An 18,640-nucleotide genomic window follows, 5' to 3' on the forward strand; every position below is an offset into this window, starting at 1 on the left:
CCTTCGACCGACGACCGATCAAGGAAAAAGGCCGGGCGCCATATGCCCGGCCTTTTTCGTATCCGCACTGCCCGGCCGCGGCCGTTTCAACCGTCGGCGCGCGCCGGCACCTTCTCCCGGCGCGCGGTTTCCTGGCCGGTGCTGGGCGCGGCACCCGGCCGACCGGAGAGAAAGCCCTGTATCTGCAGGCAGCCCTCCTCCGCAAGGATCTGTCTTTGCCGTTCGGTTTCGACGCCCTCGGTCACGACCGCGAGCCTAAGGCTGTGGCCAAGCGCGATGATCGCCCGGACGATCGCCTGCGCCGAAGGGTCCTTTTCCAGCGCCGCGGTGAAGCTGCAGTCGATCTTCAGCTTGTCGAAGGGGAACGTCTGAAGGTTGCTCAGCGACGAATGGCCGGTGCCGAAATCGTCCATGACGATCCGCACACCAAGGACCCGTAGCCGCACCAGCACTGCCAGCACGTCCTCGCGATTGTGCATCAGCGCCGCCTCGGTGATCTCAAGTTCGAGCCGCCAGGGATTAAGGCCGGTGCGGCGCAGGATGTTCGCAACCTGGTCGAAGAGGTTGGGCAAAAGGAACTGGACCGGCGAAATGTTGACGGAGATCGGCAGGGGCTCGTTCCACTTCGCCGCTTCCGTGCAGGCTTGCTCCAGCACCCATTCGCCGATCTGGATGATCGAGCCGCTCTCCTCGGCAATCGGGATAAAGACATCCGGGCCGATCAACCCGCGCTGCGGATGCTCCCAGCGCAGCAGCGCTTCGTAGCCGATGATCCGGTCGCTCTGGACTTCGACCAGTGGCTGGTATTCGAGGAAGAATTGTCGGCGGAGCACCGCATGGCGCAGGTCGTTTTCGATCTGGCGGCGGGTGCGTACCGCCTCGTCCATCTCCCGGTCGAAGAAGCAGGCGATGCCCTTGCCGCTCTGCTTGGCGCGGTAGAGCGCCGTGTCGGCATTGTTGCGCAACTGATCCGCCGTCTGCCCGTCTGCCGGAAAGATCGCAGCCCCGATGCTGACGCCGACGGCGGTCGGGTCACGATTGGTGTCCATCTCGGCAGCAAACAGCGCCAGGATCCGGTCCGTCAACTGCCGCGCCGCCTCCGGCTCCCTGCCGCCCACCTGGATGATCGCGAACTCGTCGCCGCCGAGCCGGGCGATCGTATCCTGCTCGCCGACGGCTGCGCGCAGGATATCGGCGACCTTCATCAGGATGCGGTCGCCCTCGCCATGGCCGAAGATATCGTTGACCGCCTTGAAGCGGTCGAGGTCGAGGCAGAGGATCGCCAGTTCCTCGTTTCTCGCAGCCGCCGCCGCCAGCGTCTGGCCCAGCCTGCGGTCGAAGAAGGCGCGGTTCGGCAGGTCCGTCAGCGCGTCATGATGGGCGAGATGTTCGATCGTGCGCTCGGCTTCCTTACGCGCCCGCAGGTCACGCACGAAGATCACGTCACATTCCCGGCCGCGATACTCGATCGTACGGCACATGAACTCGACGGGAATGGTGCGCCCTTCTGCGTTCAAGAGGTCGATTTCGCCCGGACCGTCGCCGTGTCTGTGGGCGTCCAACCCCTCCTCGCCGAAGACGAAGATGTCTGCCGGGTGCCGTCCGGAAAGCTCCGAAAGCTTGCGACCTGTCAGGCCCGCGAAGCGCTCGTTGGCGTCCACGATTACGCCATCGAAGACGATCGCCATGCCTTCGAGCGATGCATTGGCGAGTCCGCGCAGATCCGTCAGATGCCGGTCGAGGAAGAGCGCGCCGAAGGCGAGCACGATCAATGTGGTCGAAGCGGCAATGACGCCGCCTGCAAGCCAGGCGGGATGGATGGTATCGGCAACGGCGACATTGGCCTCGGGCACCAGCGTGATGCCGCTCATCGAGGTGAAGTGCAACGCGCAGATGCCGACGACCAGCAGGAGCGACGCGACGACCAGGCGCCGCACGCCGCGCAAGAGCTGAAAGGCGTAGAGCGCGGCACCGGCCAGCACCGTCCCGGCGAGGACTGCGGAGACGGTGGATTGGGGATCGTAGGCAATATGTCCCTGGATCTCGATTGCCCGCATGCCGGTAAAGTGCATCGCCGCGATGCCGGCGCCGAGCAGCAGGCCACCGCAGGTCATCGAGAGATGCGAGCGCCCGCCAAGACCGATCGCAAAGGCCATCCAGGACGCTGCGATCGCCACGGCCACCGACAGGAGCGTGCCCCAGGCGCCATAGGCAACGGGAACGCCGCCGTCATAGGCGAGCATGGCGATGAAATGGGTGGACCAGACGCCGATACCGCAGGCAAAACCGCTTGCCGCGATCCACAAACCGCGTTGGCTGCCTTCGCTTCGTTGCGCGCGCAACAGGAGCAGCATCGTCGCGACGCTGCCTGCCAGGCAGACGATCGCGGCAACCAGGATGAGGCGCCAGTCATGATCGTCGCGTATGCATGCAATCACTGAAAACATAATCGTCTCCCGCGTCAGGGTCACCTTGACAAGGAGTCGCTAAATAACCGTAAATTGTATCACTGGAATTGTTCGCCTTCGGTACAACCCCAAAAATGGTTGCCCGAAAATTCGCCTCAACCGTGCATCGCCGATCCGCCGACGCTGGCGATGTCGCCATCGATCACACCCAGCGCCCGCGCCAGGTGCCCCTCGAAAACCAGGCGCTGCTCGTCGGCAACGACCGTGATTTCCGGCGGCCCCTGAAGACGGATCTGCATCGATTGGGCAAGCCCCTCCTCGATCCCGGGCAGCATCAGATCGAAGTATCGGATGCCGGGTCCGGTGACATGGACCGGCATGCGCTCGTAGAGGCTCAACATGCGCGAGATGCCGTTGCCGAGCGCGATGCCGGCCTGGCGAAAGGCATAGCCGGCCATGCGGTGGCCCTGTCGTGCGCTGGCGGCAATCTTGTCGAGCTCCGTCACCGGAACGAACTTGGCGGGGATCGTATCTGCCGGCACTTCGAACGCCGCGCGCAGGATGCCGTAGAACCCGGCCGCCGCCTCGATGCAGCCATAGGCGCCGCAGCGGCAAAGGCCCGCGGACGGCGCGTGCAGCATGTGGCCGAAATTCGGCGCGCTGACATCCATATCGCCGCTCTGGCTCTTGCGGGCAACACCAAGGCCGATGCTGTGGCCGAGCGAGATCGCCGCAAGCGCCCTGAAGCCGCTCTCCGGCTTGCGCTCTGCCTGGGCGGCGAGGGCCTGCGCGACCAGAAGGGTTTCGTTGCTGAGCATGACCTTCGCCCGCCAGTCCGGCGCGAGCAGCGCGGCGAAATCCAGTTCCTCCCGCCCGAACACCGGCGACCACAAGAGCCGCGCGGACGCGCCGTCGACCAGGCCCTTGCTGCTGATAGAGACGGCCAGTACCTGGTTCCGCTCCAGTCTCGACCGCTGCAACAGGCGCTCGAGCGCATCGACGAATGCCCGGGCGAAAGGGGCCGTACCGCGCTCGTCGTGGTTTCGGCTTTCGTCGAAGCGGTCGAGCAACGTGCCGCCGTAGTCGACCAGCGAATATTGCACGATGTCGGACGAGATCCGAACGACGATCAGATGACCGTGATCGCGGCGTGGCGTGAACAGCACCCGCGGCCGCCCGCGCCCGCCCTGGACCTGCTGCTCTGCCTTGGCGAGCGCACCAGCCTTTTCCAGTTCCGCCGTGATCGCCGAAACGGTCGCGGAGGCAAGCCCGGTCTCGGCAGAGATTTCCGTATGGGAGAGATTGCCGGCGCGCCTGAGCGCCGCAAGGACCAACGCGCTGTTTTGCTGACGCACGAGCTCAGTGCTGGACTTGGTCAGCATGAGACGTCCCTGTCAGTGGCGGATCCTTCGAACACATGCCCCTCCCAAAGCATCTGTTGAACGGCAAGACAAGGAGCAGAACGCCTTGTCGACAGCCTTGTGGCACCGATTTTCAGGGCGGTCGAGAAACATCGGACGCGACCGCTCGCGGAGCACCTTGTTGATGCCGCAACCAAGCTTTCGCACCGTGTTGACAGCCTCAAAAATCCATGACATTCATTTTCTCGACTGTCGAGAAAATAATTCCGCACAATGTAGCGGCACGATCTACGACAGCGTCTTAAGGCTGGCGGAGGATGGTGCGGGAGGTTCGCACGCTTGGCCGGCCCTCACTCGGGAGGATGAAATGAAAACCGTTTTGAAGCTGATGGCAGGGGTTGCCGTCATCGTTTCCCTGCATTCCGTTGCCCAGGCGAAGGACCTGGTCGTCGGCGTATCCTGGTCCAACTTCCAGGAAGAGCGTTGGAAAACCGACGAAGCCGCCATCAAGGCAGCCCTCGAAGCCTCGGGCGACAAGTACATTTCCGCTGACGCCCAGTCGTCCGCCGCCAAGCAGCTGACCGACATCGAGTCGCTGATCGCTCAGGGCGCCAACGCACTGATCGTGCTCGCCCAGGACAGCGACGCCATCGGCCCGGCGATCGAAAAGGCCGCTGCCGAAGGCATTCCGGTCGTCGGCTATGACCGCCTGATCGAAAACCCGGCCGCCTTCTACATCACCTTCGACAACAAGGAAGTGGGCCGCATGCAGGCCCGCGAAGTGTTCAAGGTCAAGCCGGAAGGCAACTATGTCTTCATCAAGGGCTCGTCCTCCGACCCGAACGCCGACTTCCTCTTCTCCGGACAGATGGAAGTGCTGAAGGAAGCCGTCGACGCCGGCAAGATCAAGAATGTCGGCGAAGCCTATACCGACGGCTGGAAGCCTGAAAACGCCCAGAAGAACATGGAGCAGTTCCTGACCGCCAACGACAACAAGGTCGATGCGGTCGTCGCTTCCAACGACGGCACCGCGGGCGGTGCGGTCGCAGCCCTCGATGCCCAGGGCCTGGCCGGCTCCGTTCCGGTCTCCGGCCAGGACGCCGACAAGGCGGCCCTGAACCGTGTTGCTCTCGGCACGCAGACCGTCTCGGTCTGGAAAGACAGCCGTGAACTCGGCAAGCGCGCCGCAGAAGTCGCCGTCGAACTTGCCGGCGGCAAGAAGATGGAAGAAGTCTCTGGCGTCACTACCTTCAACGGCGGCCCGAAGGGCGTGGCCATGCAGTCGGTCTTCCTGGCTCCCCTGCCGATCACCAAGGACAACCTGAACGTCGTCATCGACGCGGGCTGGATCTCCAAGGCTGAAGCCTGCCAGGGCGTCAAGGGCGACGTCGCGGCCTGCAAATAAGCCGCACCAGCAGAACTGAGCGCTGACAAAAGACAAGCGCCGCAACGCAACCCGTTGCGGCGCTTGCGCAAGGTGCGGACGCGGCGGACAATACCGCTACCGCGACCGCACAATCAGCACGAAGGCTCGGTTTCTGCCGTCGTACCGGACTTGTCGCGTCCACTTGGGGCTCTTGGTGCCACTGACGCGATGACATCAACAACATAAGTGGGGGGAAGGCACGTCCATGGCCGACATCACACAAGGCAACACAAAGGGCGCACAGACAAATCGCGCCCGTACAGCGGACGAGAACCCGGTAAAACGTTTCTTCCGCGCCACCGAGATCGACACCCGGCTGCTCGGCATGGTCGGCGCGCTCGTCATCATCTGGGTCGGCTTCCAGATCATGACCGGCGGGCTGTTCCTGACGCCGCGCAACCTGTGGAACCTGACGGTTCAGACCTCCTCCGTCGCCGTGATGGCGACCGGCATGGTGCTGATCATCGTCACCCGCAACATCGACCTCTCCGTCGGCTCCGTGCTCGGCTTCTGCGGCATGGTCATGGGGGTCATGCAGGCGAAGTTCCTGCCGCAATATCTCGGCCTCGAACACCCGGCCATCTGGATCATCACCCTTCTGAGCGGCATCGCCGTCGGTGCCGCCATCGGCGCGCTGCAGGGCTCGATCGTCGCCTTCCTCAACGTGCCCGCCTTCATCGTCACGCTGGGCGGCCTGCTCGTCTGGCGCGGCGCCACCTGGTTCGTCACCAGCGGCCAGACGGTCGCGCCGATGAACGCCACCTTCCGCCTGATGGGCGGCGGCACTGAAGGCTCGATCGGCGCAACGGCAAGCTGGATCGTCGGCATCCTTGCCTGCATCGCCATCGTCGCCGCCATCCTCAATTCGCGCAAGCAGCGCAAGCGCTTCCGCTTCCCGCTCCGTCCGATCTGGGCGGAGTATTTCCTGGCGATCCTCGGCTGTATCCTGGTTCTCGGCGCGATCGCCGTTGCCAACAGCTACTACTGGCCGACCAACATCGCCCGCAAATATGCCGACGCCAACGGCATCGCCTGGCCGGACGGCGGTCTGCTGATCTCCCACGGCATTGCCATTCCGGTGCTGATGGCGATCGCCGTCGGCATCGTCATGACCTTCATCGCCACCCGCCTGCGTTTCGGCCGCTACGTCTTTGCGCTCGGCGGCAACCCGGAAGCGGCCGAACTCGCCGGCATCAAGACCCGCTGGGTTACCGTCAAGATCTTCACGCTGATGGGCATCCTCTGCGCCATCGCCGCGGCGATCTCGACCGCCCGCCTCAATGCGGCAACCAACGCGCAAGGCGAACTCGACGAGCTCTACACGATTGCTGCAGCCGTCATCGGCGGCACCTCGCTTGCCGGCGGCGTCGGCACGATCGCCGGCGCCATGATCGGCGCGCTCGTCATGCAATCCCTACAGTCGGGCATGGTGCTCTTGGGGATCGACAGTCCGTTCCAGCGCATCGTCGTCGGCGTAGTCCTCGTCGTCGCCGTCTGGCTCGACACCGTCTACCGCGCCCGCGCCAAGTAAGGAGTACGATCCATGAAAGACCAACGCACTCCGCTTGTGGAAATGAAGAACATTTCCATCTCCTTCGGCGGCATTCACGCCGTGGACAACGCCTCCGTCGACCTCTACCCCGGAGAGGTCGTGGCGCTGCTCGGCCACAACGGTGCCGGCAAGTCGACGCTGATCAAGATCCTCTCGGGCGCCTACAAGCGCGATGCCGGCGAGATCCTGATCAATGGCGAGGCCGCCGACATCAACAACCCGCGCGACGCCAAGAAATACGGCATCGAGACAATCTACCAGACGCTCGCCGTCGCCGACAATGTCGACGCCGCCGCCAACCTCTATCTCGGCCGTGAGCTGCGCACCCCCTGGGGCACGCTCGACGACGTGGCGATGGAGGCCAAGGCCCGCGAAGTCATGGGGCGCCTCAACCCCAACTTCCAGCGCTTCAAGGAGCCGGTGAAGGCGCTTTCGGGCGGCCAGCGGCAATCGGTGGCGATCGCGCGCGCGATCCTCTTCGACGCCCGCATCCTGATCATGGACGAGCCGACGGCAGCCCTTGGGCCGCAGGAAACCGCCCAGGTCGGCGATCTCATCAAGCAGCTGAAGCGCGAAGGCATCGGCATCTTCCTGATCAGCCACGACATCCACGACGTCTTCGACCTCGCCGACCGCGTGTCTGTCATGAAGAATGGCCAGGTCGTCGGCCAGGCCCGCACCGAGGACGTCACCAAGGACGAGGTGCTCGGCATGATCATCATGGGCAAGGTGCCGCCAAAGGCGATCCCCGGCCCAGGCGCCATGCAGGTGGCGTAAGCCCAGCGTCGCACAAGACCACCCTCTCAATGACGCCGCGCCCCCCGGGCGCGGCGTTTCTATTTGCCCGATGGGGCTCGCCCCGCAGCACGGGCCGGCTCTGTGCCGCGCCCTTCCCCCGCGCTGCCGGCGCGAAAGATCAGCGTCCGGCTCAGCGCATAGTTCACCGAAAAGACCAGGAGCAGCGCCAGCGCCTGGGCAATGACATAGTGCATGACGGCCGATAGCAGCGTGAAGGCGACCGCGTTTATTCCGGCGCCGAAGGTCGACACCGCCAAGAACTTCGGCAACGCCTTCAGGTGCGGTTCGTCGGATCGGAAGGTGAAACGCCGCTGCAGGAAATAGTTGACGACGACGGCAAAGTAGAAAGCGATGGTGGACGCATAGACCGGTTCGAGCCGCGCCGTCTCGACCAGGACGGCGAGCGTAGCCACCTGCAGGCTCGCCGCGATGCAGCCGCAGGCGAAATAGCGAACAAAGCTCATATCCAGAAGGCGTCTCATCCGGTGCCTTTCGCATCGAGCGACATCCAGCGGCTGGCGCATAGATGGTCGCCGCCTGGTCGAAAACAACGTTTTAGTAGCTTTTGCTTATAAGAGCAGCTAGAAATACAGGCAGTAAAGAGCAGACAACCGTATTCATCAAAACAGCGCCAGGCTCCTTTCGAGGGGCCGGCTTGATAACGGGGCTCGGCCATGTCGCAGCACTTTCAACAGGCCATCCTGGCGCTCGGCGAGGCGATTGCCCATGAACGCGGCGCTACCGATGACAGCCGGGGCGCCCTGGGCGTACGTGCGGCAGAGTTTCTGCTGAAAGTTCATCGTCAGATGCCCGACTATCTGCGCCCGCCCTTCCATAGTCTCGTGCTTCTTTTCAATGCCTGGCCGCTGCTGCGCAGAGGCAAGTTCTTTCATCAGCTTTCGCTCGACGACCGACTGGCCGAACTCGACAAATGGCGGCAATCCCGCCTCGAGTTCCGTCGGCGCTTCGTCGAGTTCCATATGTCATTGGCATTATTCTGTATTTACTCAGACCTTTACGGCCAGGATTACCAGCATGAACCTGCAACCGGAGTACCTGCTAGCCCCTGAGAGGCTTGCCCCCGACATCATCGTCATCGGCTCCGGGCCGGGCGGTGCGGTGACCGCCACCCGTTGCGCGGAGGCGGGCAAGTCCGTGCTGATGATCGAGGAAGGTCCGCATCTGGCGCTCGAGTCTGCGCCGCATTTCTCCCGCGAGGAAATCCTTCAGAAGTACCGCAACGCCGGCATCAACATCGGCTTCGGCGCGACGAAGATCGCCTATGTCGAGGGCTGCTGCGTCGGCGGCGGCAGCGAGATCAACCGCGGCCTCTACCACCGCACGCCGCAAGCGGTGCTCGACCGCTGGCGCCGCGACTATCGGGTCGATGCCCTGACGCTCGAAGAACTGACCCCGCATTTCGACGCCTGCGAGGCAGTAGCCCGGGTCGAATACCTGCCCGGCCCTGCGCCGCAGCTGTCGACACGGCTCGATGAGGGTGCGCAGCGGCTCGGATGGTCTTCCCTCGAAGTGCCGCGCCTCTTTGCCTACGCCGCCGCCGGGGCCGGCGGATCTCCGGGCCGCAAGCAATCGATGTCGGCAACCTTCGTGCCGCGCTTCCTCGACGCCGGCGGTATGCTGCTCGCCGATACCTGCGCGACCAAGCTTACCCATGCGAACGGGCAGTGGACGGTGCATGCGCGCAGAAAGGGACCGGCGGGCACGAGCCAGATCGAACTGAAGGCAAAAACCGTCTTCGTTGCCGGCGGCGCGGTGCAGACCCCGTGGCTGCTGCGCCGCTCAGGCATCACGCGCCATGTCGGCGACAGCTTGCGCTTCCATCCGATGCTGAAGGTGGTGGCAGTCTTCCCCGACGAACTCAACACCCCTGGCGAACTCGAACCCGTCCACCAGATCAAGGAATTCGACCCGCGCTTCAGCATGGGCTGCTCGATGAGCAAACGGCCGGCGCTGGCGCTGGCCATGGCGGCACACCCGGAGATGATCGATGCGGTCGATCGGGACTGGCGGCGCATGGCGATCTACTACGTGCAGAGCACCGGCGGATCCGGCAAGGTGAGATCCCTGCCCGGCTTTCGCGATCCCCTGGTGCGGGTCGGCCTTCAACCGTCGGACCTGAAGGAACTGGCCGTCGGCCTTGCACGCCTCGCCGAAGTGCTCTTTGCCGCCGGTGCCCTTGCAGTCTATCCGAGCATTCCGGGCTATCCGGTGCTGAAATCGCTGGCCGATATCGCCAAGCTTCCCGAAACGCTCCCTCCCAAGCAGGCAAACGCCACTGCGCTTCACCTCTTCTCCTCCTGCCCGATGGGCGAGGACGCCGAGAAATGCGCTGCGAGTTCGTTCGGACGCGTGCATGGCGCCAGCAATCTCTACATCGCCGACGCTTCGCTTCTGTGCGGGCCGACGGTCGTCAATCCACAAGGGACAGTGATGGCCGTCGCGCTTCGCAACATCACACGCGCGCTCGAGGATCGGGCGATCTGATCAGAAAACTTCCGCAGACAGGGGCTGGAGGGACATATGCGACATCTCATCACCGGCGGATCAGGCTTCATCGGCAACCTCGCAGCTCGACGGTTGCGCGAACACGGCGACGAGGTGCGGGTGCTCGACCTCTGGGAGGATCGTTCCCGCCCGGCGGACATCGAGTTCGTCAATTGCTCCGTGCTCGACCGCGACAGCGTGCGCGCCGCCATGCGCGACGTCGACGTCGTCCACCACAATGCGGCGCTGGTGGCGCAGACGGATGCGGGGCGCGACTACTGGAACGTCAACGTCGAGGGGACCCGTATCGTCTGCGAGGAAGCCGCAAGAGCGGGCGTCCGGTCGCTGATCCATGTCAGTTCGACCGCCGCCTACGGCATCCCGCCTTCCGGCCCGATCACGGCGACAACCCCGCTTCGCCCGGTGGAGCCCTATGGAAAATCGAAGCGCGCCGGCGAAGAAGTGGCCGAGGCCATCTGCACGGCCGCCGATATGACCCTGATCACCATCCGGCCCCGCGCCACCCTTGGCGGCGGCCGGCTCGGCATCTTCCAGATCCTCTTTGAATGGATCAGCGAAAACCGCGCCGTCTATGTCATCGGATCCGGCAACATCAAGTTCCAGTTCGTCCACGCCCATGATCTCATGGATTTCTACATGCTGGCGCTCAAGGCCGGTCGGAGCGGCACCTACAATGTCGGCACCGACAGCTTCGGCACGCTGCGCCATGACCTAGAGGCCCTGATCCGCTATGCCGGCAGCACATCGAAAGTCCGGAGCCTTCCGACCGCCGCCACCATCAACACGCTGCGGGCGCTGCATTGGCTGAGGGTCTCGCCGCTGGTGCCCTGGCACTACCTCACCTACCACAAGGAATGCTACTTCGACGTCGAGCCCCTGCTTGCCATGGGCTGGCGGCCGAAATACTCCAACGAAGCCATGCTGCAGGAGAGCTACGACTGGTATCGCCAAAGCGCGAAGCTCGCGTCAGCCGTCACCGCAAAGAGCCCGCACCGCGCGCCGCTCAAGCAGGGCGCGCTCTGGCTGCTCAAGATGATATCGTAAGCGAGCGGGGCGCCGGAGCCGGCGCGCCCATCGGCTGCGGCTCCGTCACTGGCCAAAAGATCTCGTCGTCATAGCCGCGGAACGTATCGACGCCGGCAATTGGGCTTGCGCTGCGAATCAGGGCGCGCATGCCGTGGCTCTGCGCCACCGCCCAGTCGCGCTCCACCCGGTCGCCAATCATGATCGCCTGCTCCGCCGGCACCTGCGCACGATTGAGCACATGGGCAAGACCGGCCGGATGCGGCTTCAAAGCGCCGACTTCGGGATCCATGGCGGAGACGACGATACTGGCGCCAAGGCCAAGCGCCTTCAGTTTCTCCGACGCCGGATAGTCGGACAAAACCGCAATCGTCTTTCCCTGAACCGCAAGGCCGGCAAACACCCGCTCGACGCCGTGGCACCGGCAAGCCGGAAGGAGATCGAGCGGACGCCGTTCGATCCATTCCTCGACCGTCTTCCGGACGCTCTCCGGCGACTGCCCGCACCGCTCCGCAGTCAGTTCGTATTGCCGGGCTGCCACATCGGTCGCCAACGCATCGCCCAGTTCCTCGCGGCAGTCGCGAAAGGCGCGCAGGATGCGGATGGTGCCAAGGCTGCACCTGCGCGCCGCGTCCGCAACAAGCCGCAGCAGCATCCGCGCCCGCAGCCGCCGCTGGTCGTAGAGCGTGCCGTCGAGATCGAACACCACGAGGCGCACCCGATCCCAATCCACCGGTCCGTTTGGCAAGGCTCCGTTCGGCAGCGTCGAACCGGTCATTGCAGCGACGATATCGGCACGAGGAAAGAAGCGGCCAGGAAGTCCAGCATCGGCACGTTGACGAAGCTCGCGAACAGGAAGACGGCGATGGTCAAAGTCAGCATGACGTCCAGCCGCCGGGAGTGAAACAGCCTTTCCGGCCGTTGCACCACCGATCCGGGGCGCGTGGCAAGCCAGAGATAGACGGCGAAGAGGCCGCTAATGAACGGAAAGACGAGGATGTATTCCACCCGGTATTTCACCAGGAAAACGCCAAGCAGAAACGCCGTCATCATCGCGTAGACGAAGCAGGAAACGGTGAGGCTCTCCTCGGTGTAGTATTCGAACGACCGCCTATATTTCTTCAGGACGGCGACCCCCGCATTCGCGGCGATGTCGCGATACTCCCCGAGCCGCTTGGCCGCCATCAGGAAGGCGCCGGCCATCCAGTAGGCCGCAAGCACGCTGACCGGCGGCAAGGTCACCTGATCGACGATGGCCCAGCCGAGCAGGAAGCGGATCGGATTGTTGAGGCATTCCGTCAGCACATCGAGATAGGGCTTGTCCTTCGCCCGGATGGGCTCGACGTTGTAGAGGATGCCGGACAGCAGGAAGAGCAGCGACGTGGCGAAGAACAGCTTGCCGACGACCGACGCAAGCAGCAGTCCGATGACGGCAAGCAGCAGATATTCGCCGTAGACGATGCGCGGCTGCATCTCGACGACGACGGCGCGACGTTGTGATTTGGTCGGATGGGCCGCGTCGCGTTCCCGGTCGAGCCACTCGTTGATGACGTAATTGGCAGATGCGATCGAGACGGCGCTCAGAAGCCCCACGGGAATGTTGACGAAAAGAGCCGCCGGATCGGGCTCGCTGAGGGCACAGGCAAGGATCAGCCCAGGCAGGATGAAAACGTGCTTGGTGACATGGTCGAACCGGGCCAGCGACAGGTAGTCGCTTGCCCTCCCCCGCGGTTGGGGCCCCAACGCCTCGATAGGCGTCGTCTCTTCCGGGTTTGCTGGCATGTCCCTCTCCTTGTCTAGAGACCACGCGCCTGAGTCGGGACGCCTACGGCGCGCCGGTACTTGCCGTCTGGTAGATGCGACCGTCCCGCTCGGAGCGCACGAGCTTCAGCTTGGCGAGTTTGACGAGCTCTTTCTCCGTTACCAGGTAGAACCGCCAGTCGATCGCATCGACGAAGACGACATAGGCATTCTTCTGCGCCATATCCTCGCGAAACCGCTCTAGCTGTACGTCGAGCGACCCCGCGTCACTCTCAAGGCCGGTTCGCCTTTCGCTGTGGGAGGGGATCCAGTCCGTCGAGCGGCGCGTCAGGAAATTGAGCGGGTCGCACGCATTGGTGAAGATGACCGCATCTGCCGGCAACGCCCTGACGGCGCGCACGATCGGCGACGACTTCCAGGCCGTGCTCTGAAACCCCACCCCGTCACGGAAGGCCTCCGCCGTCTGGGCGGTGCTGCGCAGTCCGTGGATGGCGAGAAGGCAGAGCAGGATCAGCGCAAGCGAACGCCGGACGACAGGTGCTGCATCGACGCGACCGCAATAGTCCGCCGCCGCAATTACCAGAACGAAGATGATGGCGACATAGAAGGGAAGCGAGTAGCGCGAATTAAGCTGCAGGTTCGCCTCCACATGCACGGCGAGCACGACGAACAGCAGATAGAAATATCCAAACAGGCCGAAGATGAGGGTCATCAGATCGTGGTCGTCCGGCTGGCGTTCGGGCCAGTTTCGCTTCAGCGTCTGCACCAGAACAACCGTCGCCGCGACAAGCGCGAGAAGCAGCACCGGGATGCGGATCACCTGCGGCACCTGGCTCGGCAGGAGAAAGCTCGCCAGAAGCGACAGCCCGCCTAGCCAGCGATCGGCATCGGCATTGCCATAGAACCAGAGCGCGCGGCCAACCGACCGGCCGACAAGCAGCTTGCTGACGATCACCCAGGCGAGAAAGATACCGGCGCTACCAGCGAACAGGAGAACGACGTCGAGGAGCCTTTGGCGAAGGGATCGCGCCGAATTGTAGAAGAGCGCGATTGTGGCAAAGGCCGCCCCGACCGGAGGCGCCACGAAGCGAGCGAGCATGGCAAGCCCGACGCAGGCAGACGAGGCAAGCAAGGGCCCCCGCCCTTCACCGCGCATATAGCGAATGAAGAAACGGATGGCGAGAAATGTCAGCGCAAGGAACAGCGCCTCCGACATCGCTATCGTGCTCGTCCAGAGGAATGTCGGATTGACGATGATCAAAAGCGTTCCGACGGTCACGAAGAACGGTTGATCCGGCAGTGCCGTCCTGAACAGCGAAAAGACGAGCCAGGTATTGAGAAGATAAAGCAGAAAGGCGATGCCGAGCGCGACATGCTCAAGCGCGAACCCAAGGGATCCCCCGGCACCCAGCATCCACGCGTAAAGCGGCGCGTCATAGGGCGTGCTGACGATCTGCATGTAACGCGTCGAATCCGGAAGGATGCCGATACCGTTCCAGGTGTTCAGCACGAAAAGCACGGCCGCGAGAGCAACAAGAAACATCAATGCGGGATCGGAGCGCAGCCTCTCCAACGCCGGTTCGCCGGTCGTGAGATATCGGTTGACCAAAACTTGCCCCCTCGCCTGAAAAAATTACGCGAGCACTGGGTACTGGAGCACTTGGTTACTGGAACGCTTGCCTACTTGAGCACTAGCACTTTAATTTAGAATTATCTTTAATGCAGAATTTATAACGCGCCGCCTTTCGTCGCAAGGACGTTCGCCTGACCAATTCTAGCTACATCGGGTGGGTGATCCCGTCAGATGGGTTGACCATCGCCCCGCGCCATTGCCCGAAGCGATGCGCCGCGACCACAACGCAAGCACAGGATGGCGGTTTCTACCACAATCTCTTGCAATGACCATTGAAGCGACGCGCAAGCTAGGCTAAGAACCGCTCACAGCCTGCTTCGGCGGCCCTGCCGCCAACGGATGCACCCGTAGCTCAGCTGGATAGAGTGTTGGATTCCGATTCCAAAGGTCACAGGTTCGAATCCTGTCGGGTGCGCCATTTTACGTCTTGAAATTGTTGATTGATAACGTGCCGTCTTCAAGATGCGAGAAGCGCTGGTTGATGGCAGGCAATCCGTACATGTCCGCGCCCTTCCGATTTTCCTAGACTACCGTTTCGGCCTCGAGTGCCTGCAATTCCCTGAAGGAAGCCATCCACCCCTCGGGAAGGCCGTGTGACGCGTTCACCGGCGTGTCGGGCGCTTTGATATGGATCGCTTGGTTAACCCAGACCAATCCGCAATAGACCTTCATGAGATATGCCCGCTTCTGCCAGCGCGAAAGCGGCCACTGAGGATCGGCACCGCAAGCGATCTGCGACACCAGTTCCCCACCGTCCACGCTCTGGTCGACGCGATGAAGCGAACAGCCGAGCAGGCGAGCCTTCGCTTCATAGGCGTCCTCCACGCCTCTCAACCCCTTGAACGCCGGCAAGGCTGCCGGATGGATGTTGAACGTATCGACGCTATCAAACAGTTCGCTCGAAACCAGACGGTCAAAGAACAGCAGTATATTGTTGACGCGCAGGTCTTGAAGGGCTGCGGCCACCTTGCTGGAAAACAGCTTCCTGTCTCGCTCTTCGATGCGGATGTGCTTCGCGTTGACGCGGCCGGCAACCACCTCCGCCCCACACCCTCTATCAGTGATCACCGTGAAATCGACGCCGTCGTGTCGAACAATGCGAGCCACCTGTTCAAACGCTGCCCCACCAGAAGATACAAGGACGGCGAGTTTCATGTCTTGCGCTCCGTAGATATTTTACCGCCCCGAGGAATGCCCCGACATGGCGCAGCTACCGCGTCGCACGTCTGGTGAGACGCTGAAAGCACTGTAGGTTTTCGAACTGCCACACTTTCCATCCGTGTGGATGCCATGAAAGGACGCATGACGCAGAGGCAGGCAGACGGAAGTATCAGATCACCCCCTGCTTTGAGAAGACTATGGCACTTGCGCTTCAACCGATTGATGCGGCGGCCGCCGTGCTCTGTCGTTCCGCGAAACACAGGGCAACATATTCGTCGACCGATGGGCCAACGAGAAAAGTACCGGGCTGCGCATAGCCACGCCCGCCCGTTGGTGGCTATGCGCCCTGGTCTTCTGTGCTGAACGACGCGCTGATGGCCAACACATGTAGTCCATTCCGCGTTGGCGGAAGCGACCGCCCACGGTCGTTGGAAGCCGCCGCCCGCTCAAGTCGCGTCGCGTTCCGTCCTGAGATTGGAGACGACGCGGCGGTTCTGGACCTTGCAGGAGCGCTCGGTGCAGTCGCGCACCTCGCGGTCGTTGCCGTAGCCTTTGGCCCACAAGCGATTGGGGTCCACACCCTTGGACACCAGATAGGCCATTACCGCATCGGCGCGTTTCTGAGACAGCGTTTCCATCTTGGAAACAGAGCCGCTGTCGTCGGAGAAGCCCTGTAGCTTGACCAGCCAGCGCGGGTTGCTGTTAAGCCAGATCGCCTGCTTGTCGAGTGTCGCCTTGGCGACGCTGTCGAGTGCGGAGGAATCCTGGGTGAAGTAGGTCCGGCGGCCGACATTGAGGATAAAGTCCTCTTCGGTACCGACCGATACGGTTTCGAAGCCGGGTGCCGGGTCGTCGGTTTTTCCGGTCATCGGCACGGCTGCGGGCTCTTCGACTGCGGCCATCTCGGTGGTGTTGCAGGAAGCAAACGTCAAGAGAATGGCGGCCGCGGAAAGCAGCCTCGTCAATCCGGTCATAGCGGGCATCGGGTGATATTCCTCATTCGACCGGAGTTGCGACCGGGGTTGCTTGGCTGACCTCGGGGGCCTTTTCGGCGATATGCGGCAGCACCTGCACCGCCGTGCCGATGGGGCAACGCTGGTAAAGGTCGATCGCATCCTCGTTGAACATGCGGATGCAGCCGCTGGAGGCATCCTTGCCGATGCTGCCCGGCTCCAGCGTGCCATGGAAGCGGTAACCGGTATCGACGCCGTCGCGCAGCAGGTACATGGCGCGGGGGCCGAGCGGATTTTTCGGCGAACCGCCCTCGACGAACTCAGGCAGTTCGGGGTGGCGCTCACGCATCTCCGGTGGCGGCGTCCAACGCGGCCACAGCGATTTCCTGTCGATCGTCGCCCGGCCGTACCATTTGAAACCCTCTTTCCCGACGCCGACGCCGTAGCGGATGGCCGTCTTGTTCTCCATGATCAAGTAGAGAAAGTGGTGCCTGGTATCGACGACGACGGTGCCGATCGGCTCGCTGCTGAAATACTTGACGACCTGGCGCTGCCATTTCCTGTCAATGTTGGCGAAATTGGTGCTCCGGTATGTCACGCCGTTGTCCACGGCCGGGCCGGAAAAATAGGCTGTCGCCTTTGCCAGTGCCGGGCTCTGAAGCGCATTGGCGCCAAGCAGCGCCAAACCACCAAGCATAGTCTCCCTGCGGGTCCACACCATCGGCAATATCCCCCGAAAGCCAATTAGCGAGGCTGCAGTAAATCAGATTTTTGAACTGCTACAACAGAAAATTCTCAAGCATCGATTCTTTCGCGACGACCGGACAATAGATTGGATCTTCTCGGCGTTCGTCGCAAACGAAAAGGCGGCAGACATCGCCAGCCCACCGCGGACGTGCCTTCGCCCGCCTCGCCGTTGCAACTGCGCGGCGCCGGCCGCGGCGCAAGCGTCAGCTGCGTTTACCGGCAATATGCGGCGAACTACTTGATATCGCGTGCCTGACCTGACGCCCTGAGCTCCGCGAGCGTCTTTCCAAGGCAACTCCCGCCGGCATCAGAGCCAACCGCCTTGGCCGCGCCGTCCAGAGTGATCGTACCGGCGAAGTTGTCAGAAGCCTGATAGGTTGCGGTTCCATCCGCCGTCACCTTGGACAAATAGAAGGCGTGCTGGGTGCCCTTGTATTCGCAGGCAACGGCAAACGGAAATTGATCGAACAGGACGCCTTCGGCACGTGCCGAGGTACCGAAGGACTGAACGCTGGTCGCAACCAGCAGCACTGCCAGAGACTTGGACATATTCGCAGAGCGTATGCGCACCATCGATCCCCCAACCCAGTTAGATAAAGGTATCCGTCGAGCGCGATGGTGCCGCCTAGCATGCGCTTTGACAAGCCCGACTGGCAGATTCAAGCACAGCAAATATCGACCAGCGGTTGGCCGCTCCTTCCCGCTTCAAGCGGATGGCGCCAAGGAACAGGCGGCAGGCGTCACGCCAGCGCAAACAAGATCGTTCTGAACGGCCAGTCACGCCGGATGGCTGAAGCGGGCGATCTGCGCGCCCCGCATCAGGTTGCGGAAATTCGCGCCGCTCATGTGCACCAGCGTCCGGTGATCGCCGCCTTCGAAATAGACGTCGCTGACATCGCCGAGGCTTTCGTCTAGCAGCACCGGCACGTCATAGGCCGAACCAACCGGCGGCACGGCGCCGATGTCGCAATCGGCAAAGAGATTGCAGACCTCCTCTTCCGAAGCGAGGCCGAGGCGGCGGTCCATTACGTCCTGCAGGGTCGAGAGTTCGACCCGGTGCGTGCTCGGCACGACGGCGAGCACGTAGCCCATTTCGTGGTGAACGACCACGGATTTGGCAAGCCGGCTGCCCGGCACATGCGCCGCCCGTGCCGTCTGGCTGGTGGTCGCGGTGCGGTGATGGTCGACGGTGTCATAGGCGACACCCGAACCGTCGATATAGTCCTGAAGTTTTCTGGCGATCGTCATCGTCGACACCCCTTCTCTCTCGTGGTGGCGCGGAGAGGTTATT

17 protein-coding genes and 1 tRNA gene are annotated in these 18,640 nt (G+C 62.9%); 7 read left to right on the forward strand and 11 right to left on the reverse strand.

Annotation, left to right across the window (positions count from 1 at the left end):
• Positions 1 to 86: 86 nt before the first annotated feature.
• Entirely contained in the window at positions 87 to 2,447 is a 2,361-nt protein-coding gene (locus AC3WVQ_RS13395; RefSeq protein ID WP_090298123.1) for a bifunctional diguanylate cyclase/phosphodiesterase, read from the reverse strand.
• Between the two features lie 116 nt (positions 2,448 to 2,563).
• Positions 2,564 to 3,790, reverse strand: a complete 1,227-nt coding sequence (locus AC3WVQ_RS13400) for an ROK family transcriptional regulator (RefSeq protein ID WP_060518848.1) — start codon at positions 3,788 to 3,790, stop codon at positions 2,564 to 2,566.
• A 346-nt stretch (positions 3,791 to 4,136) separates the two neighbouring features.
• Here AC3WVQ_RS13400 and xylF point away from each other — a divergent pair, with 346 nt between their 5' ends.
• The 3 genes from xylF (at position 4,137) to AC3WVQ_RS13415 (ending at position 7,524) form a co-directional block, all read left to right on the forward strand.
• Positions 4,137 to 5,174 (forward strand): D-xylose ABC transporter substrate-binding protein, encoded by a 1,038-nt coding sequence (gene xylF, locus AC3WVQ_RS13405; protein ID WP_034793921.1) that lies wholly within the window; start codon positions 4,137 to 4,139, stop codon positions 5,172 to 5,174.
• Positions 5,175 to 5,400: 226 nt separating this feature from the next.
• Positions 5,401 to 6,726, forward strand: coding sequence for a sugar ABC transporter permease (locus AC3WVQ_RS13410; RefSeq protein WP_060518850.1), 1,326 nt, complete (start codon positions 5,401 to 5,403; stop codon positions 6,724 to 6,726).
• Positions 6,727 to 6,738: 12 nt separating this feature from the next.
• On the forward strand, positions 6,739 to 7,524 hold the full coding sequence (locus AC3WVQ_RS13415) for an ATP-binding cassette domain-containing protein (RefSeq protein ID WP_034793927.1): 786 nt from the start codon (positions 6,739 to 6,741) through the stop codon (positions 7,522 to 7,524).
• A 59-nt stretch (positions 7,525 to 7,583) separates the two neighbouring features.
• Here the strand turns inward: AC3WVQ_RS13415 and AC3WVQ_RS13420 are convergent, their stop codons facing one another.
• On the reverse strand, positions 7,584 to 8,027 hold the full coding sequence (locus tag AC3WVQ_RS13420; protein WP_051659298.1) for a GtrA family protein: 444 nt from the start codon (positions 8,025 to 8,027) through the stop codon (positions 7,584 to 7,586).
• A gap of 192 nt (positions 8,028 to 8,219) precedes the next feature.
• Between AC3WVQ_RS13420 and AC3WVQ_RS13425 the strand changes: the two genes are divergently transcribed.
• The 3 genes from AC3WVQ_RS13425 to AC3WVQ_RS13435 are packed head-to-tail and all read left to right on the forward strand — an operon-like array spanning position 8,220 to position 11,115.
• Positions 8,220 to 8,615, forward strand: a complete 396-nt coding sequence (locus AC3WVQ_RS13425) for a hypothetical protein (protein WP_143034243.1) — start codon at positions 8,220 to 8,222, stop codon at positions 8,613 to 8,615.
• Positions 8,581 to 10,050: a GMC family oxidoreductase N-terminal domain-containing protein gene (locus tag AC3WVQ_RS13430; RefSeq protein ID WP_210207581.1), complete on the forward strand. Its 1,470-nt coding sequence runs from the start codon at positions 8,581 to 8,583 to the stop codon at positions 10,048 to 10,050. Before AC3WVQ_RS13425 ends, AC3WVQ_RS13430 begins: the two co-directional genes overlap by 35 nt.
• A gap of 36 nt (positions 10,051 to 10,086) precedes the next feature.
• Positions 10,087 to 11,115, forward strand: a complete 1,029-nt coding sequence (locus AC3WVQ_RS13435) for an NAD-dependent epimerase/dehydratase family protein (protein ID WP_492382798.1) — start codon at positions 10,087 to 10,089, stop codon at positions 11,113 to 11,115.
• Here the strand turns inward: AC3WVQ_RS13435 and AC3WVQ_RS13440 are convergent.
• From AC3WVQ_RS13440 to AC3WVQ_RS13450, 3 genes are read right to left on the reverse strand one after another with little or no spacing between them, the layout of a single operon-like run.
• Positions 11,099 to 11,872, reverse strand: a complete 774-nt coding sequence (locus tag AC3WVQ_RS13440; RefSeq protein WP_090298132.1) for an HAD family hydrolase — start codon at positions 11,870 to 11,872, stop codon at positions 11,099 to 11,101. The genes AC3WVQ_RS13435 and AC3WVQ_RS13440 overlap by 17 nt on opposite strands.
• Entirely contained in the window at positions 11,869 to 12,876 is a 1,008-nt protein-coding gene (locus AC3WVQ_RS13445; protein ID WP_090298134.1) for a UbiA family prenyltransferase, read from the reverse strand. Before AC3WVQ_RS13445 ends, AC3WVQ_RS13440 begins: the two co-directional genes overlap by 4 nt.
• Positions 12,877 to 12,919: 43 nt before the next feature.
• Positions 12,920 to 14,398 carry an ArnT family glycosyltransferase gene (locus AC3WVQ_RS13450; RefSeq protein WP_134886360.1) on the reverse strand — a complete coding sequence of 493 codons (1,479 nt, stop codon included), beginning with the start codon at positions 14,396 to 14,398 and terminating at the stop codon, positions 12,920 to 12,922.
• Positions 14,399 to 14,829: 431 nt separating this feature from the next.
• Here AC3WVQ_RS13450 and AC3WVQ_RS13455 point away from each other — a divergent pair.
• Positions 14,830 to 14,906 (forward strand) — tRNA-Arg (locus tag AC3WVQ_RS13455).
• A 104-nt stretch (positions 14,907 to 15,010) separates the two neighbouring features.
• On the opposite strand, the gene AC3WVQ_RS13460 is transcribed toward AC3WVQ_RS13455, so the two are convergent.
• The 5 genes from AC3WVQ_RS13460 to AC3WVQ_RS13480 all read right to left on the reverse strand — a co-directional run bounded on the left by AC3WVQ_RS13460 (position 15,011) and on the right by AC3WVQ_RS13480 (position 18,597).
• Positions 15,011 to 15,643, reverse strand: a complete 633-nt coding sequence (locus AC3WVQ_RS13460; RefSeq protein WP_090298141.1) for a formyltransferase family protein — start codon at positions 15,641 to 15,643, stop codon at positions 15,011 to 15,013.
• A 452-nt stretch (positions 15,644 to 16,095) separates the two neighbouring features.
• Positions 16,096 to 16,632, reverse strand: a complete 537-nt coding sequence (locus AC3WVQ_RS13465) for an OmpA family protein (protein ID WP_090298144.1) — start codon at positions 16,630 to 16,632, stop codon at positions 16,096 to 16,098.
• A gap of 13 nt (positions 16,633 to 16,645) precedes the next feature.
• Complete coding sequence (locus AC3WVQ_RS13470; RefSeq protein WP_034793947.1) at positions 16,646 to 17,323, reverse strand: L,D-transpeptidase; 678 nt, start codon at positions 17,321 to 17,323, stop codon at positions 16,646 to 16,648.
• Positions 17,324 to 17,583: 260 nt separating this feature from the next.
• Entirely contained in the window at positions 17,584 to 17,898 is a 315-nt protein-coding gene (locus AC3WVQ_RS13475) for a hypothetical protein (protein ID WP_051659302.1), read from the reverse strand.
• A 228-nt stretch (positions 17,899 to 18,126) separates the two neighbouring features.
• The gene (locus AC3WVQ_RS13480; protein ID WP_034794215.1) at positions 18,127 to 18,597 is read right to left on the reverse strand and encodes an aminoacyl-tRNA deacylase; all 471 of its coding nucleotides are present in this window, start codon (positions 18,595 to 18,597) and stop codon (positions 18,127 to 18,129) included.
• Positions 18,598 to 18,640 lie beyond the last annotated feature (43 nt).

The sequence above is a fragment of the Ensifer sp. EB106-05-01-XG146 genome (genome assembly GCF_058791875.1).